Source organism: Streptomyces sp. NPDC015130, from assembly GCF_043080005.1.
GTDB lineage: Bacteria > Actinomycetota > Actinomycetes > Streptomycetales > Streptomycetaceae > Streptomyces.
In genome coordinates this window covers 253,040-270,647 of record NZ_JBIBVC010000012.1, presented here as the reverse complement: position 1 = coordinate 270,647, position 17,608 = coordinate 253,040, and the positions used below count along the sequence as shown (strand labels likewise).

The following is a 17,608-nucleotide window of genomic DNA, read 5'->3' as shown; positions in this document are numbered from 1 at the left end:
GGGGGGGGGGGGGGGGTGCGGGCGGGGGGGGGGGGGGGGGGCGGGGGGGCGGGGGGGGCGGGGGGGGCGGCGGCGGGGGGGGGGGGGGCGGGCCCGGGGGGGGGGGGGGGGGGGGCCACCCCCCCCCCCCCCTCCCTTGTTGTGAGGACTGCCGACCGTCGAGGAGAGATGCAGCATGTTCCTGTCCCGCACCCCCGTCCTCCCCACCCCCGAGCAGGCCCTGCGCGGCCGGCCGGAGCCGGAGTTCTCCGTCCCGGAGCGCCACACGGTCCTCGGCAACGCGCTTCTCGGCCCGTACCCGGAGGGCCTGGAGGTCGCCGACTTCGCCCTGGGCTGTTTCTGGGGCGCCGAGCGCAAGTTCTGGCAGACCGAGGGCGTCTGGACGACCCTCGTCGGATACCAGGGCGGTCACACGCCGAACCCGGTGTACGAGGAGGTGTGCTCGGGTCTGACCGGTCACACCGAGGTCGTCCGGGTCGTCTTCGACCCGTCGAAGGTCTCGTACGAGTCCCTCCTGAAGCTCTTCTGGGAGTCCCACGACCCGACGCAGGGCTTCCGCCAGGGCAACGACGTGGGCACCCAGTACCGCTCGGCGGTCTACACCCACAGCCCGGCCCAGGCGGCGAAGGCCGAGGCCTCCCGCGAGGCGTACCAGAAGGTCCTGGCGGGCTCCGGCTACGGCGAGATCACCACCACGGTCCTGCCGGCGGACGAGCAGCGTCCGTTCTATCCGGCCGAGGCGTACCACCAGCAGTATCTGGACAAGAACCCCGCGGGCTACTGCGGCATCGGCGGCACCGGTGTCTCCTGCCCGATCGGAGTCGCCGCGGCTCCGGGGGCGTGACCTCGGCCGATGCCCCCGCCGGCCGCTTCGGCGCGGGCGGGGGCATCGGAGTCCCGGGAAACCCCAACAGGGTCGGTTTCCGGCGGTGTTACGCTGGCGCCATGCAGTTCTGCCACTCTCAGGCCCGTTACATGAGGCTGCGCCGCTCCTAGCGGCGGGCCCTTCTCACGCGTCTCGTTCCTCGCGCGTCCTCGCACTCCCTGCGTCGGCACTCGCGCTCTCGCGTTCGTTCAGGCCCTCCGCTTCCGGGTCCCGCCGGTGCGGCTCTTCGTGCTGCTCCGGCTCCGAACGGTTTCGCGGAGCAGACTCATGCCTTTTTCCCCGCTTTCCCCGCAGGGCGGCCGACACGAGCTCGGCCAGAACTTCCTCGTCGACCGGTCCGTCATCGACGAGATCGACGGCCTGGTGGCCAGGACCAAGGGTCCGATACTGGAGATCGGTCCGGGTGACGGTGCCCTGACCCTGCCGCTGAGCAGGCACGGCAGGCCGATCACCGCCGTCGAGCTGGACGGCCGGCGCGCGCAGCGCCTCGGTGTCCGCACCCCCGGTCATGTGACCGTGGTGCACCACGACTTCCTGCAGTTCCCGCTGCCGCGCCACCCGCACGTGGTCGTCGGCAACGTCCCCTTCCACCTGACGACGGCGATCATGCGGCGGCTGCTCGACGCGCAGCACTGGCACACGGCCGTCCTCCTCGTGCAGTGGGAGGTCGCCCGGCGCCGGGCCGGCGTCGGCGGGTCGACGCTGCTGACGGCGAGCTGGGCGCCCTGGTACGAGTTCGACCTGCACTCCCGGGTGCCCGCGCGTGCCTTCCGTCCGATGCCGGGCGTGGACGGCGGGGTGCTGGTCGTCCGTCGGCGGTCCGCTCCGCTCGTGGGCCAGGTGAAGACGTACCAGGACTTCGTGCGCCAGGTGTTCACCGGCAAGGGGAACGGGCTGAAGGAGATTCTGCGGCGGACCGGGCGGATCTCGCAGCGGGACCTGGCGACCTGGCTGCAGCGGAACGAGATCTCGCCGCACGCGCTGCCCAAGGACCTGAAGCCCGGGCAGTGGGCGTCGCTGTGGGAGCTGACGGGCGGTACGGCCGACGGTTCCTTCGACGGTGCGGCCGGCGGCGCGGCCGGTCTCCACGGGGCGGTGCGGGGCGGGGCCGCGCACCCGGGCGGCCGGGTGCCGGCGGGCCGACGGGGCGGGTCGCAGGCGCGGCGCGGCCGGGGCCGGGTCGTGCGGAGCTCCTCCGGGACCGATCAGAGGTGGGGCCGGGGGCGGCCGGAGAGCGCGTGAGCCGTCCCGTTGCCTGTCCGCCTCCCGCTCCAGACCAGCGGGAGGCGGACAGGGGCGTGTCCGCCGGGCGGTTATCGGCCCGTGCGGCGTCCGTACGAGGAGCCGCGCGCGCCCTGGCGGCCCTTCGTCTGGCGGACCTGGGCGCGGGGCGCGGTGGGGTCGCCGCCGCGTGCGGGGCCGTAGCGGCGGCCTCCGGGCACGGCGCCCCTGTTCGGCTCGACGAGTTCGTGGTCCCGCTCCCTGCCGCCGCGCTGGGCGGGCGGGCGCGCGCCGGTCGTCCCCGGCGCGTGTCCCTGCCGGGTGGCCTGGAAGAGGGCTGTCCATTGGTCGAGCGTCAGGTCCTTCGGCAGTCCGTTGTCCGGAATTCCGTGGCGGTCGGCGACGGAGCGGTAGGTCTCCCTGGGGATGTGGCGCCTCAGGATCTCGGCGAGGCCTCGTCCGGGTCCGGTGAAGACGGCTTCGGCGAACCTCTGGAAGGCGCGGCTCGAACTCTCCGGAAGCAGGGGCCGGGGGCGTCGCCGGATCGTGAGGACGCCGCCGTCGACGCTGGGCATCGGTCGGAAGGACGAGGCGCGGACGCGGTCGTGGGCGGCGAACTCGTACCACGGGGCCCAGGAGGTCGTGAGGAGCGATCCACCGCTGCGACCGGCACGTTTGCGGGCGACCTCCCACTGCACTATCAGGGCCGCCGACTGCCATTCCGTCGATTCCAGGAGGCTTCTGAGAATCTGCGTCGTGATACCGAAGGGGACGTTTCCGACGACCGTGTCTATGTCGTAAGGGAAGCGGAAATCGAGGAAATCACCCTGGAATACGGTGACCCTTTCCCCTTCGAATCTGCGCCGTACGTGCGCGGCCCAGTGAGGGTCCATCTCCACGACTGTCACGGTGTCGAAACGGCGCACCAGCTCCTCGGTTATCGCGCCCTTTCCGGGGCCGATCTCCAGAACGTTCCTGCCGTCCCCGTCGACATGCGCGACGAGATTGCGCACGACCCTGTCGTCCTGGAGGAAGTTCTGCCCTAATTCGCGGCGGAGGACGTCCCGGTCCGCCCGTCCCGGTGCGGAGTCGCGCATTGCCATGAGCGGTCCCCTCCCTGGCTGCCGTGGTCAATGGACTTGGCACGGACCATACCTCACGGTCCGCCGGGGACCCCGAGATCGAGTTCGCACACGAACCTTCCTCCGCACGGGAGTTGCGAATCGCCCCGAAGGCGCCGATGGCGGACCTTCGGGCGGGGGCGCGCGCGGACCCACGGACCGCCACAGATCCGTCACACCCCAATTGAGGTGCGACGGAGCGAGATTGAGGGTGCACGGTGGGTTGCCGCGCGGGGCCCGTCCAACGAGGCTTCAGAAGGAAGGGGTTGAGCACCCCACCGACCGGCCGTCACCACTCTCGCGGCCGGAGTATGTCAGGTCGAGGGGTGGAATCAAGCCATTCCCCCAGGAACGGCTGTTACCCATCTCTTTACCTGGCATGGATTTCCCGACCATTGGTATAGAGCGGGAAGCGGCGCGCCACGATCGGGGCCACGCACACGGCGAGCACTGCTCCCGCAGCCCCGGCAAGGGGGGTCCCCCGCTCCTCCCGACACCCGTGGCCCGGGGTCCACGCCAGGTATAGGGGGAACCTAGGGGGAGCATAGGGGGGGTGCCCTGGGGTTGGGTGAAAGGGCGGCTTCCGGAAACGGAGCCGGATGTCTTCAGCCGGAATTACCAGGACCGGCGCGAGAACACCGGTGACAGGGCGTGGGGCGGCAGCGTGGGACATGGGGGAAGTCCGGGTCCGACGGGGGTTGGCCCCCTGCCGGACCCGATCGTGCGAAGCACTCCTTCTCTCGTGCTTCCACCGGTGATGTGCGCGCCGAAATGATTCGTGGAGAGATGTCGACAGTGTCCAAGAGTGAGTCCGAGGAATTCGTGTCCGTGTCGAACGACGCCGGTTCCGCGCACGGCACAGCGGAACCCGTCGCCGTCGTCGGCATCTCCTGCCGGGTGCCCGGTGCCCGGGACCCGAGAGAGTTCTGGGATCTCCTGGCGGCGGGCGGCCAGGCCGTCACCGACGTCCCCGCGGACCGCTGGAACGCCGACGACTTCTACGACCCGGACCGCTCCGCCCCCGGCCGCGCGAACACCCGGTGGGGCGGCTTCATCGAGGACGTCGACCGGTTCGACGCCGCCTTCTTCGGCATCTCGCCCCGCGAGGCCTCAGAGATGGACCCGCAGCAGCGGCTCGCCCTGGAGCTGGGCTGGGAGGCCCTGGAGCGCGCCGGGATCGACCCGTCCTCGCTCACCGGCAGCCGTACCGGCGTCTTCGCCGGCGCCATCTGGGACGACTACGCCACCCTGAAGCACCGACAGGGTGCCACCGCGATCACCCCGCACACCGTCACCGGCCTGCACCGGGGCGTCATCGCGAACCGCCTCTCCTACGCGCTGGGGCTGCGCGGCCCTAGCATGGTCGTCGACTCCGGCCAGTCCTCGTCGCTCGTCGCCGTCCACCTCGCGTGCGAGAGCCTGCGGCGCGGCGAGTCGGAACTCGCGCTCGCCGGCGGCGTCTCGCTGAACCTGGTGCCGGACAGCACCGTCGGCGCGAGCAAGTTCGGCGGTCTCTCCCCCGACGGCCGCGCCTACACCTTCGACGCCCGCGCCAACGGCTACGTACGCGGCGAGGGCGGCGGCTTCGTCGTCCTGAAGCGCCTCTCCCGGGCCGTCGCCGACGGCGACCGGGTGCTCGCCGTGATCCGCGGCAGCGCCGTCAACAACGGCGGCGCCGCGAAGGGCATGACGACCCCCGACGCGCAGGCGCAGGAGGCCGTGCTCCGCGAGGCCCACGAGCGTGCCGGGACCACCCCTGCCGACGTCCGGTACGTCGAGCTGCACGGCACGGGCACCCCCGTGGGCGACCCGATCGAGGCCGCGGCCCTCGGCGCCGCCCTCGGCACCGGCCGCCCGGCCGGACAGCCGCTCCTCGTCGGCTCGGTCAAGACGAACATCGGCCACCTGGAGGGCGCGGCCGGCATCGCCGGCCTCGTCAAGGCCGTCCTGGCGCTCCGCGGCCGCGCGCTGCCCGCCAGCCTGAACTACGAGACCCCGAACCCGGCGATCCCGTTCGAGGAACTGAACCTCCGGGTGAACACCGAGTACCTGCCGTGGGAGCCGGAGCACGACGGGCAGCGGATGGTCGTCGGCGTGTCCTCGTTCGGCATGGGCGGGACGAACGCGCACGTGGTGCTGGAAGAGGCCCCCGCCCCGGTCGAGGACGCCCCGGCGGACGAACCGTCGGCCGCCGGTGGACCGGTGCCGTGGCTCGTCTCCGCCAAGACCCCGGCAGCGCTGGATGCGCAGATCGGGCGGCTCGCCGCGTTCGCCTCGCGGGAACGCGGGGATGACGTCGACGCGGGTGTTGTCGAGGCGGGGTCGGTCGAGGCGGGTGCGGTCGCGCGCGTACTGGCCGACGGGCGGGCCCTGTTCGAGCACCGGGCCGTCGCCGTCGGCGCCGGGCGGGACGACCTGGCTGCCGCCCTTGCTGCGCCCGAGGGGCTGGTCCGGGGTGTGGCCTCCGGTGTCGGTCGTGTGGCGTTCGTGTTCCCCGGCCAGGGGACGCAGTGGGCCGGGATGGGCGCCGAACTCCTGAACGTGTCGGCGGAGTTCGCGGCGGAGATGGCCGCGTGCGAGGCCGCGCTCTCGCGTTACGTGGACTGGTCGCTCGAAGCCGTCGTCCGGCAGGCGCCCGGTGCACCCTCGCTGGAGCGGGTCGACGTCGTGCAGCCCGTGACGTTCGCCGTGATGGTCTCGCTGGCGAAGGTGTGGCAGCACCACGGGATCACCCCTCAGGCCGTCGTCGGCCACTCCCAGGGCGAGATCGCCGCCGCGTACGTCGCCGGGGCCCTGAGCCTCGACGACGCCGCACGTGTCGTGAGCCTGCGCTCCCAGTCGATCGCCAAGCACCTCGCCGGCAAGGGCGGGATGCTCTCCCTCGCGCTCGCCGAGGCCGACGTCCTGGAGCGACTGACCGCCTTCGACGGGCTCTCCGTCGCCGCCGTCAACGGCCCCACCGCCACGGTCGTCTCCGGTGACCCCGTACAGATCGAGGAGCTCGCCCGTACCTGTGAGGCCGACGGCATCCGCGCGCGGATCATCCCCGTCGACTACGCGTCCCACAGCGCCCAGGTCGAGACCATCGAGAGCGAGCTGGCCGAGGTCCTCGCCGGACTCGACCCGCAGGCGCCCCGGATCCCGTTCTTCTCGACCCTCGAAGGCGCCTGGATCACCACGCCCGCCCTCGACAGCGGCTACTGGTACCGCAACCTCCGCCACCCCGTCGGCTTCGCCCCCGCCGTCGAAACCCTCGCCACCGACGAAGGCTTCACCCACTTCGTCGAAGTCAGCGCCCACCCCGTCCTCACCATGGCCCTCCCCGAAACCGTCACCGGTCTGGCGACCCTGCGTCGCGACAACGGCGGGCAGGACCGGCTCGTCACCTCACTCGCCGAAGCCTGGGCCAACGGACTCGCGGTCGACTGGAGCCCGCTGCTCCCCGCCTCGGCCGGCCGCCACCCCGGCCTCCACGACCTGCCCACCTACGCGTTCCAGACCGAGCGCCACTGGCTCGGCGAGATCGAGGCGCTCGCCCCGGCGGCGGCCGAGCAGCCGGTACGGCCCGCCGTGCTCCGCACGGAGGCCGCCGAGCTCGCACGGCTCGACCGGGACGAGCAGCTGCGCGTGATCCTGGACAAGGTCCGGGCGCAGACGGCCCAGGTGCTGGGGTACGCGACGGGCGGGCAGATCGAGGTCGACCGCACCTTCCGCGAGGCCGGCTGCACCTCCCTGACCGGCGTGGACCTGCGCAACCGGATCAACGCCGCCTTCGGCGTACGGCTGGCGCCGTCCATGATCTTCGACTTCCCCACCCCCGAGGCGCTGGCGGAGCAGCTGCTCGTCGCCGTCCACGGTGAAGCCGCGGACCTGGCCGCCGCTGAGCCCGCTCCGGCGGCGGCGGCCGGTGCCGTGGACGAGCCGGTGGCGATCGTCGGCATGGCCTGCCGCCTGCCCGGCGGTGTCGCCTCGCCCGAGGACCTGTGGCGGCTGGTGGCCGGCGGCGGGGACGCGATCTCGGAGTTCCCGCAGGACCGCGGCTGGGACGTGGAGGGGCTGTACCACCCGGACCCCGAGCACCCCGGGACGTCGTACGTCCGCCAGGGCGGGTTCATCGAGGACGTCGCCGGTTTCGACGCGGCCTTCTTCGGGATCTCGCCGCGCGAGGCGCTCGCCATGGACCCACAGCAGCGCCTCCTCCTGGAGACCTCGTGGGAGGCCGTCGAGGACGCCGGGATCGACCCGACCTCCCTGCGGGGACAGCAGGTCGGCGTCTTCACCGGGGCGATGACGCACGAGTACGGGCCGAGCCTGCGGGACGGCGGGGAGGGCCTCGACGGCTACCTGCTGACCGGCAACACGGCCAGTGTGATGTCGGGCCGCGTCTCGTACACGCTCGGCCTTGAGGGCCCCGCCCTGACCGTCGACACGGCCTGCTCCTCCTCGCTGGTCGCCCTGCACCTCGCCGTGCAGGCGCTACGCAAGGGCGAGGTCGACATGGCGCTCGCCGGCGGCGTGGCCGTGATGCCCACGCCGGGGATGTTCGTGGAGTTCAGCCGACAGCGCGGGCTCGCCGGCGACGGCCGGTCGAAGGCGTTCGCCGCCTCGGCGGACGGCACCAGCTGGTCCGAGGGCGTCGGCGTCCTCCTCGTCGAGCGCCTGTCGGACGCCCGCCGCAACGGCCATCAGGTCCTGGCGGTCGTCCGCGGCAGCGCCGTGAACCAGGACGGCGCCAGCAACGGCCTCACCGCCCCGAACGGCCCCTCGCAGCAGCGCGTCATCCGGCGCGCGCTCGCCGACGCCCGCCTCACCGCCTCCGACGTGGACGTCGTCGAGGCACACGGCACGGGCACGCGCCTCGGCGACCCGATCGAAGCCCAGGCCCTCATCGCCACCTACGGGCAGAGCCGGGACACCGAACAGCCTCTGCGACTCGGCTCGTTGAAGTCCAACATCGGCCACACCCAGGCCGCCGCCGGCGTCTCCGGCATCATCAAGATGGTCCAGGCGATGCGCCACGGCGTACTGCCGAAGACCCTGCACGTGGACGAGCCCTCGGACCAGATCGACTGGTCCGCCGGTGCCGTGGAGCTGCTCACCGAGGCCGTCGACTGGCCGGCGAAGCAGGACGGCGGGCTGCGCCGCGCCGCCGTCTCCTCCTTCGGCATCAGCGGAACGAACGCGCATGTGGTGCTCGAAGAGGCCCCGGCCGTGGCCGAGGGCACCCGGGCCGGCGAGCCGTCGGCGGCCGGGGTCGTGCCGTGGGTGGTGTCGGCGAAGTCGGCCGACGCGCTCGACGCGCAGATCGGGCGGCTCGCCGCGTTCGCCTCGCGGGACCGTACGGATGACATCGACGCGGGCGCTGTCGACGCGGCGGCGGTCGCGCGCGTACTGGCGGACGGGCGGGCGCAGTTCGAGCACCGGGCCGTCGCGCTGGGCGCCGGGGCGGACGACCTCGTACAGGCGCTGGCCGATCCGGACGGGCTGATACGTGGCACGGCATCCGCCGTCGGGCGTGTGGCGTTCGTGTTTCCGGGCCAGGGCACGCAGTGGGCCGGGATGGGCGCCGAACTCCTCGACGTGTCGAAGGAGTTCGCGGCCTCGATGGCCGCGTGCGAGACCGCGCTCTCGCGTTACGTGGACTGGTCGCTCGAAGCCGTCGTCCGGCAGGCGCCCGGTGCGCCCTCGCTGGAGCGGGTCGACGTCGTGCAGCCCGTGACGTTCGCCGTGATGGTCTCGCTGGCGAAGGTGTGGCAGCACCACGGCATCACCCCCCAGGCCGTCGTCGGCCACTCCCAGGGCGAGATCGCCGCCGCGTACGTCGCCGGGGCACTCAGCCTCGACAACGCTGCCAAGGTGGTGACCCTGCGCTCCCAGTCCATCGCCACCCATCTCGCCGGCAAGGGCGGGATGCTCTCCCTCGCGCTCGCCGAGGCCGACGTCCTGGAGCGACTGCGAGAGTTCGACGGGCTGTCCGTCGCCGCCGTCAACGGCCCCACCGCCACGGTCGTCTCCGGTGACCCCGTACAGATCGAGGAGCTCGCGCAGGCGTGCAAGGCGGACGGGGTCCGCGCGCGGATCATCCCCGTCGACTACGCGTCCCACAGCGCCCAGGTCGAGACCATCGAGAGCGAGCTGGCCGAGGTCCTGAGCGGACTGGACCCGCAGGCGCCCCGGATCCCGTTCTTCTCGACGCTCGAAGGCGCCTGGATCACCCAGCCCAACCTCGACAGCGGCTACTGGTACCGCAACCTCCGCCACCGCGTCGGCTTCGCCCCCGCCGTCGAAACCCTCGCCACCGACGAAGGCTTCACCCACTTCGTCGAAGTCAGCGCCCACCCCGTCCTCACCATGGCCCTCCCCGAGACCGTCACCGGCCTCGGCACCCTCCGCCGCGAGCAGGGCGGCCAGGAGCGTCTGGTCACCTCACTCGCCGAGGCGTGGGTCAACGGGCTCCCCGTGGCGTGGGCCTCCGTCCTGCCCGCCACGAACGCCACGACCGCCGCTCGTCCCGGCCTGCCCACGTACGCCTTCCAGGCCGAGCGGTACTGGCTGGAGAACACTCCCGCCGCCCTCGCCCCCGGCGACGACTGGCGCTACCGCATCGACTGGAAGCGCCTCCCGGTCGCCGAGCAGCCCGAGCGCACCGGCCTGTCCGGCCGCTGGCTCGCCGTCACCCCCGAGGACCACTCCGCGCAGGCCGCCGCCGTGCTCACCGCGCTGGCCGACGCCGGCGCGACGGTCGAGGTGCTGACGGCCGGGGCGGACGACGACCGCGAGGCCCTCGCCGCCCGGCTCACCGCCCTCACGACCGGCGACACCTTCACCGGTGTCGTCTCGCTCCTCGACACGCTCGTACCGCAGATCGCCTGGGTACAGGCCCTCGGCGACGCCGGAATCGGCGCACCCCAGTGGTCCGTCACCACCGGCGCCGTCTCCATCGGACGCAACGACACCCCCGCCGACCCCGAGCGGGCCATGCTCTGGGGCCTCGGCCGCGTCGTCGCCCTGGAGCACCCCGAGCGCTGGGCCGGTCTCATCGACCTGCCCGCGGACACGAACACGGACGCGGACGCGGAGCACGCTGCTCTGAAGCACCTGCTCACGGTCCTCTCCGGCGCCACCGGCGAGGACCAGGTCGCCATCCGCACCACCGGCCTCCACGCCCGCCGCCTCGCCCGCGCCCCCCTGCACGGCCGCCGGCCCGTCCGCGACTGGCAGCCCCACGGCACCGTCCTCATCACCGGCGGCACCGGCGCCCTCGGCGCCCACGCCGCACGCTGGACCGCCCACCACGGCGCCGAGCATCTCCTGCTCGTCAGCCGAAGCGGTCAGCAGGCTCCGGGAGCCGACGAACTGGTCGCCGAGATCGAAGCGTCGGGCACCCGCGTCACCCTTGCCTCCTGCGACGTCACCGACCCCGACGCCATGCGCACCCTCCTCGCCACCATCCCCGCCGACACCCCCCTCACCGCCGTCCTCCACACCGCCGGCGCGCTCGACGACGGCATCGTGGACACCCTGACCGCCGAGCAGGTCCGGCGGGCCCACCGCGCGAAGGCGGTGGGCGCCTCGGTGCTCGACGAGCTGACCCGGGACCTCGACCTCGACGCGTTCGTGCTCTTCTCCTCCGTGTCGAGCACCCTGGGCATCCCCGGTCAGGGCAACTACGCCCCGCACAACGCGTACCTCGACGCCCTCGCCGCCCGTCGCCGGGCCGACGGCCTGACCGCCGTCTCGGTGGCCTGGGGGCCGTGGGACGGCGGCGGCATGGCCGCCGGCGACGGTGTGGCCGAGCGGCTGCGCAACCACGGCGTGCCCGGGATGGACCCGGAACTCGCCCTGGCCGCACTGGAGTCCGTGCTCGGCCGGGACGAGACCGCGATCACCGTCGCGGACATCGACTGGGACCGCTTCTACCTCGCGTACTCCTCCGGCCGCCCGCAGCCCCTCGTCGAGGAGCTGCCCGAGGTGCGGCGCATCATCGACGCGCGCGAGAGCGCCACGGCCGGGCAGGGCGCCGCCTCCGCCACGGGCGGCAACCCGCTGGCCGAGCGGCTGGCCGCCGCGGCTCCCGGCGAGCGTACGGAGATCCTCCTGGGTCTCGTACGGGCGCAGGCCGCGGCCGTGCTCCGGATGCGTTCGCCGGAGGACGTCGCCGCCGACCGGGCCTTCAAGGACATCGGCTTCGACTCGCTCGCCGGTGTCGAGCTCCGCAACCGGCTGACCCGGGCGACCGGGCTCCAGCTGCCGGCGACGCTCGTCTTCGACCACCCGACGCCGCTGGCCCTCGTGGACCTGCTGCGTGCCGAGTTCCTCGGCGACGAGGAGCCGGCGGACTCCGCGCGATCCGCCGCGCCGCCCGCGGTCGCCGCGGACGCGGGCCTCGACGACGACCCGATCGCGATCGTCGCGATGAGCTGCCGCTACCCCGGTGACATCCGCAGCCCGGAGGACCTGTGGCGGATGCTGGCCGAGGGCGGCGAGGGCATCACACCGTTCCCGACCGACCGCGGCTGGGACCTGGAGGGGCTGTACGACGCCGACCCGGACGCGCTCGGCAGGGCGTACGTCCGTGAGGGCGGGTTCCTGCACGACGCGGCCGAGTTCGACGCGGAGTTCTTCGGCGTCTCGCCGCGCGAGGCGCTCGCGATGGACCCGCAGCAGCGGATGCTCCTGACGACGTCCTGGGAGGCCTTCGAGCGGGCCGGCATCGAGCCGGCCTCGCTGCGCGGCAGCAGCACCGGTGTCTTCATCGGCCTCTCCTACCAGGACTACGCGGCCCGCGTCCCGAACGCCCCGCGTGGCGTCGAGGGTTACCTGCTGACCGGCAGCACGCCGAGCGTCGCCTCCGGCCGGATCGCGTACACCTTCGGTCTCGAAGGGCCCGCGACGACCGTCGACACCGCCTGCTCGTCCTCGCTGACCGCACTCCACCTGGCGGTACGGGCGCTGCGGAGCGGCGAGTGCTCGATGGCTCTCGCCGGCGGTGTGGCGATGATGGCGACCCCGCACATGTTCGTGGAGTTCAGCCGTCAGCGGGCGCTCGCCCCCGACGGCCGCAGCAAGGCCTTCTCGGCGGACGCCGACGGGTTCGGTGCGGCGGAGGGCGTCGGCCTGCTGCTCGTGGAGCGGCTCTCGGACGCGCGGCGCAACGGTCACCCGGTGCTCGCCGTGATCCGCGGCACCGCCGTCAACCAGGACGGCGCCAGCAACGGCCTGACCGCACCCAACGGGCCCTCGCAGCAGCGGGTGATCCGGCAGGCGCTCGCCGACGCCCGGCTGACGCCCGGCGACATCGACGCGGTCGAGACGCACGGCACGGGCACCTCGCTGGGCGACCCCATCGAGGCGCAGGGCCTCCAGGCCACGTACGGCAGGGAGCGGCCCGCCGGGCGTCCGCTCGCCATCGGCTCCGTGAAGTCGAACATCGGCCACACCCAGGCTGCGGCCGGTGCGGCCGGCATCATCAAGATGGTCCTCGCGATGCGCCACGGCACCCTGCCGAAGACCCTCCACGCCGACGAGCCGAGCCCGCACGTCGACTGGGCGAACAGCGGTCTGGCCCTCGTCACCGAGCCGGTCGACTGGCCGGCCGGCAGCGGTCCGCGCCGCGCCGCCGTCTCCTCCTTCGGGATCAGCGGGACGAACGCGCACGTCGTGCTGGAGCAGGCGCCGGAGGAGCCGGGAGTGGCCCGGCCCGTGGATGCGGACGGTCCCACCGAGGCGGACGGTCCCCACGAGGCCGTCGAGGCCCCCGGGGCGTACCGTCCCGGGCACCTGCCCTGGGTGCTGTCCGCCAAGGACGAGCAGTCGCTGCGCGGCCAGGCCGCCGCCCTGCACGCCTGGCTGTCCGAGCCCGGGACCGCCGCCGGCCTGTCGGACGCGGACGCGCCCGGCCGCCTGCGGGACGTCGGCCACGCGCTCGCCACGAGCCGTACCGCCTTCGCGCACCGCGCCGCCGTGACCGCCGCCGACCTGGACGGGTTCCTGGAGGGGCTGGCCACGCTGGCCGGGGGCGGCACCTCGGCCCACGTCCACCTGGACACCGCGCGGGACGGCACCACCGCGTTCCTCTTCACCGGCCAGGGCAGCCAGCGGCCGGGCGCCGGACGTGAGCTGTACGAGCGGCACCCCGTCTTCGCCCGGGCGCTCGACGAGATCTGCGCCCAGTTCGACGGCCACCTCGAACTGCCCCTGATCGACGTGATGTTCGCCCCCGAGGGCAGCGTGGAGGCCGCGCTGCTCGACGAGACGCGTTACACGCAGTGCGCGCTGTTCGCGCTGGAGGTCGCGCTCTTCCGGCTCGTCGAGAGCTGGGGCATGCGGCCGGCCGCGCTGCTCGGCCACTCGGTCGGCGAGATCGCCGCCGCGCACGTCGCCGGGGTGTTCTCGCTCGCCGACGCCGCCCGCCTGGTCGCCGCGCGCGGCCGGCTCATGCAGGAGCTGCCCGCCGGTGGCGCGATGCTCGCCGTCCAGGCCGCCGAGGGCGAGATCCGCGCTTGGCTGGAGGCGGAGGAGCGGTACGCGGCCCGCCTGGACGTCGCCGCAGTCAACGGCCCCGAGGCGGCCGTCCTGTCCGGCGACGCGGACGCGGCGCGGGAGGCGGAGGCGTACTGGTCCGGTCTCGGCCGCAGGACCCGCGCGCTGCGGGTGAGCCACGCCTTCCACTCCGCGCACATGGACGGCATGCTCGACGCCTTCCGCGCCGTCCTGGAGACGGTGGAGTTCCGGCGCCCCTCCCTGACCGTGGTCTCGAACGTCACCGGTCTGGCGGCCGGCCCGGACGAGCTGTGCGACCCCGAGTACTGGGTGCGGCACGTCCGCGGCACCGTCCGCTTCCTCGACGGCGTCCGCGTCCTGCGCGACCTCGGCGTGCGGACCTGCCTGGAGCTGGGCCCCGACGGGGTCCTCACCGCCATGGCCGCCGACGGCCTCGCGGACACCCCCGCGGACGCCTCGGAGGACTCCGCCCCCGACGGCATCCGGTCCCGGCCGCTGCTCGTGGCGCTGCTGCGCCGCAAGCGGCCGGAGACCGAGACGGTCGCGGACGCCCTCGGCAGGGCGCACGCGCACGGCACCGGACCGGACTGGCACGCCTGGTTCGACGGCTCCGGGGCGCGGCGCGTGGACCTGCCCACGTACTCCTTCCGCCGCGACCGCTACTGGCTGGACGCCCCGGCGGAGGACACCGCGGTGGACACCGCCGGCCTCGGCCTGGGCGCCGCGGGCCACCCGCTGCTCGGCGCCGTGGTCAGCCTCCCGGACCGGGACGGCCTGCTGCTCACCGGCCGGCTCTCCCTGCGCACCCACCCGTGGCTCGCGGACCACGCCGTCCTGGGGAGCGTCCTGCTCCCCGGCACGGCGATGGTCGAACTCGCCGCGCACGCGGCGGAGTCCGCCGGTCTGCGGGACGTGCGGGAGCTGACCCTGCTCGAACCGCTGGTGCTGCCCGAGCACGGCGGCGTCGAGCTGCGCGTGACGGTCGGGGAGCCCGGCGGCGAGCCGGCCGGGGACGGCGCACGGTCCGTCTCCCTCCACTCGCGGATCACCGACGCGCCCGCCGGGACCCCGTGGTCCTGCCACGCGACCGGCGTGCTGGCCACCGGCGGGACCGAGCCGGCCGCCGAGGCCGGCCGCGCGGCCGAGTGGCCGCCGCGGGGCGCCGAGGAGGTGCCCCTCGACGGTCTCTACGAGCGGCTCGACGGGAACGGTCTCGCCTTCGGTCCGCTGTTCCGGGGGCTGACGGCGGTCTGGCGGTACGAGGGCGAGGTCCTCGCCGAGATCGCGCTCCCCTCGGACGCGTCCGAGGCGGCGGCCCCGTACGGCGTCCACCCCGCCCTGCTCGACGCCTCGCTGCACGCCATCGCGGCCGGCGGTCTCGTCGACGAGCCGGAGCTCGTCCGCGTCCCGTTCCACTGGAGCGGTGTCACGGTCCACGCGGCCGGTGCCGCGGCGGCCCGGGTCCGGCTCTCCGCCGCCGGGAAGGACGCCGTCTCGCTGTCCCTGACGGACGGCGAGGGACGGCCGCTGGTCTCCGTGGACCGCCTCACGCTGCGCCCGGTCACCGCCGGTCAGGCGGCGGCGGGCCGCGTCGGCGGGCTGATGCACCGGGTGGCCTGGCGTCCGCACGCCCTGGCCTCCGTCGTCGAGCAGGACCCGCGCGTCACCTCGTACGGAGCGACCGCCGTCCTCGGCAAGGACGAGCTGAAGGTCGCCGCCGCCCTGGAGTCCGCGGGCGTCGAGGCCGGGATCTACCCCGACCTGGCCGCGCTGTCCCGGGACGTGGCGGCCGGCGCGCCGCTGCCCCGTACGGTCCTGGCCCCGCTGCCCGCGGGTCCCGCCGACGGCGGCGCGGAGGGGGTACGGGGCACGGTGGCCCGGACGCTGGGGCTGCTCCAGGCGTGGCTCGCCGACGAGCACCTCGTGGGCGCCCGCCTGCTCCTGGTCACCCGTGGTGCGGTGCGGGACCCCGAGGGGTCCGGCGCCGACGGCGGCGAGGACCTGTCGCACGCGGCCGCCTGGGGTCTCGTGCGGACCGCGCAGACCGAGAACCCCGGCCGCTTCGGCCTGCTGGACCTGGCCGACGACGCCGCTTCGTTCCGGGCCCTGCCGTCGGTGCTCGCCGATTCGGGTCTGCGCGACGAGCCCCAGCTCACCCTGCACGACGGCACCGTCCGGCTGGCCCGCCTGGCCTCCGTCCGGCCGGGACCCGGCGCCGACGCGCCGGCGCTCGACCCGGCGGGCACGGTCCTGCTGACCGGCGGCACCGGCGGGCTCGGCGGGCTGGTCGCCCGGCATGTGGTGAGCGAGTGGGGTGTGCGGCGCCTGCTGCTGGTGAGCCGTCGCGGACCGGACGCCCCCGGCGCCACCGAGCTCGTGAGCGAGCTGGAGGCCCTGGGAGCCGACGTGTCCGTCGCCGCCTGCGACGTCGCCGACCGCGAAGCCCTCACCGCCGTACTCGACTCCGTCCCCACCGACCACCCCCTCACCGCGGTCGTCCACACCGCCGGCGTCCTGTCGGACGGCACCCTTCCGTCGATGACGGCGGGGGACGTGGAACACGTCCTGCGGCCCAAGGTCGACGCGGCCTTCCTCCTCGACGAGCTCACCTCGACCCCCGCCTACGACCTGGCCGCGTTCGTCCTGTTCTCCTCCGCCGCCGCCGCGTTCGGTGGCGCGGGACAGGGCGCGTACGCCGCCGCCAACGCCACCCTCGACGCCCTCGCCTGGCGCCGCCGGGCAGCCGGCCTCCCCGCCGTCTCCCTCGGCTGGGGCCTCTGGGCCGAGAACAGCGGCATGACCGGCGGACTCGGCCAGGCGGACCTGCGCCGGATGAGCCGGGCCGGCATCGGCGGGATCAGCGACGCCGAGGGCATCGCGCTCCTCGACGCCGCCCTCCGCGACGACCGCCACCCGGTCCTGCTGCCGCTGCGGCTCGACGCCGCCGGACTGCGGGACGCGGCCGGGAACGACCCGGCCGGGATCCCCGCGCTCTTCCGGGACGTCGTCTCCGTCAGGACCGTCCGGCCGGCAGCGGCCTCCTCGGCCTCCGCCACGGCGGGTACCCCGGGGACGGCGGCCGGAACGGCGGAACCGGCAGCGGCGGTCACGCTCGCCGACCGGGCCGCCGCCGTGGACGGGCCCGCGCGGCAGCGCCTGCTCCTGGAGTTCGTCGTCGGCGAGGTCGCCGAGGTCCTCGGCCACTCCCGTGGACACCGGATCGACGCCGAACGGGGCTTCCTCGACCTCGGCTTCGACTCCCTGACCGCCGTCGAACTCCGCAACCGGCTCAACTCCGCCGGTGGCCTCGCCCTCCCGGCGACCCTGGTCTTCGACCACCCGAGCCCGGCGGCCCTCGCCTCCCACCTGGACGCCGAGCTGCCGCGCGGCGCGGCCGGCCAGGACGGCACCGGCGACGGAGCCGGGGCCGGGGCCACGGCCAGGAGCACCGCCGACACGGACGCGCTGCTGGCACAACTCACCCGCCTGGAAGGCGCCCTGGTGTTGACGGGCCTCTCGGACGCCCCCGGGAGCGAAGAAGTCCTGGAACACCTGCGGTCCCTGCGCTCGATGGTCACGGGCGGGACGGCCGGGACCGGAGTCCCGGACGGGTCCGGATACGGCTCCGGTACCGGGTCCGCGTCCGGCTCCGGTACCGGGTCCGCGTCCGGGTCCGGGTCCGGGTCCGGGTCCGAGGGGCTGCCCTGGGCGGCCGGTGCCGGGGCCGGAGCCGGCGGCGGGAGTGAGGACGGCGCGGGTGCGCCGGACTTCATGAACGCCTCGGCCGAGGAGCTCTTCGGCCTCCTCGACATGGACCCCAGCACGGACTGATCCCTGCCGCACGGTCGCCTCCCGCCCCGGACCCCCCGTCCCGGGC

At 74.4% G+C, this 17,608-nt stretch carries 3 protein-coding genes and 1 pseudogene; 3 read left to right on the top strand and 1 reads right to left on the bottom strand.

Going from position 1 to position 17,608, the window contains the following annotated elements:
• Nucleotides 1-175: 175 nt before the first annotated feature.
• The gene (msrA, locus tag ACF08F_RS25270; RefSeq protein ID WP_392300816.1) at nucleotides 176-844 is read left to right on the top strand and encodes a peptide-methionine (S)-S-oxide reductase MsrA; all 669 of its coding nucleotides are present in this window, start codon (nucleotides 176-178) and stop codon (nucleotides 842-844) included.
• 309 nt (nucleotides 845-1,153) lie between these two features.
• Nucleotides 1,154-1,921 (top strand): annotated as a pseudogene (gene erm / locus ACF08F_RS25265) (23S ribosomal RNA methyltransferase Erm); the annotation flags it as partial.
• 278 nt (nucleotides 1,922-2,199) lie between these two features.
• On the opposite strand, the gene erm (ACF08F_RS25260) reads toward erm (ACF08F_RS25265), so the two are convergent.
• The gene (erm, locus tag ACF08F_RS25260) at nucleotides 2,200-3,210 is read right to left on the bottom strand and encodes a 23S ribosomal RNA methyltransferase Erm (RefSeq protein ID WP_392300815.1); all 1,011 of its coding nucleotides are present in this window, start codon (nucleotides 3,208-3,210) and stop codon (nucleotides 2,200-2,202) included.
• A gap of 846 nt (nucleotides 3,211-4,056) precedes the next feature.
• On the opposite strand from erm (ACF08F_RS25260), the gene ACF08F_RS25255 reads away from it, so the two are divergent.
• Entirely contained in the window at nucleotides 4,057-17,562 is a 13,506-nt protein-coding gene (locus tag ACF08F_RS25255) for an SDR family NAD(P)-dependent oxidoreductase (protein WP_392300814.1), read from the top strand.
• Nucleotides 17,563-17,608: the final 46 nt, after the last annotated feature.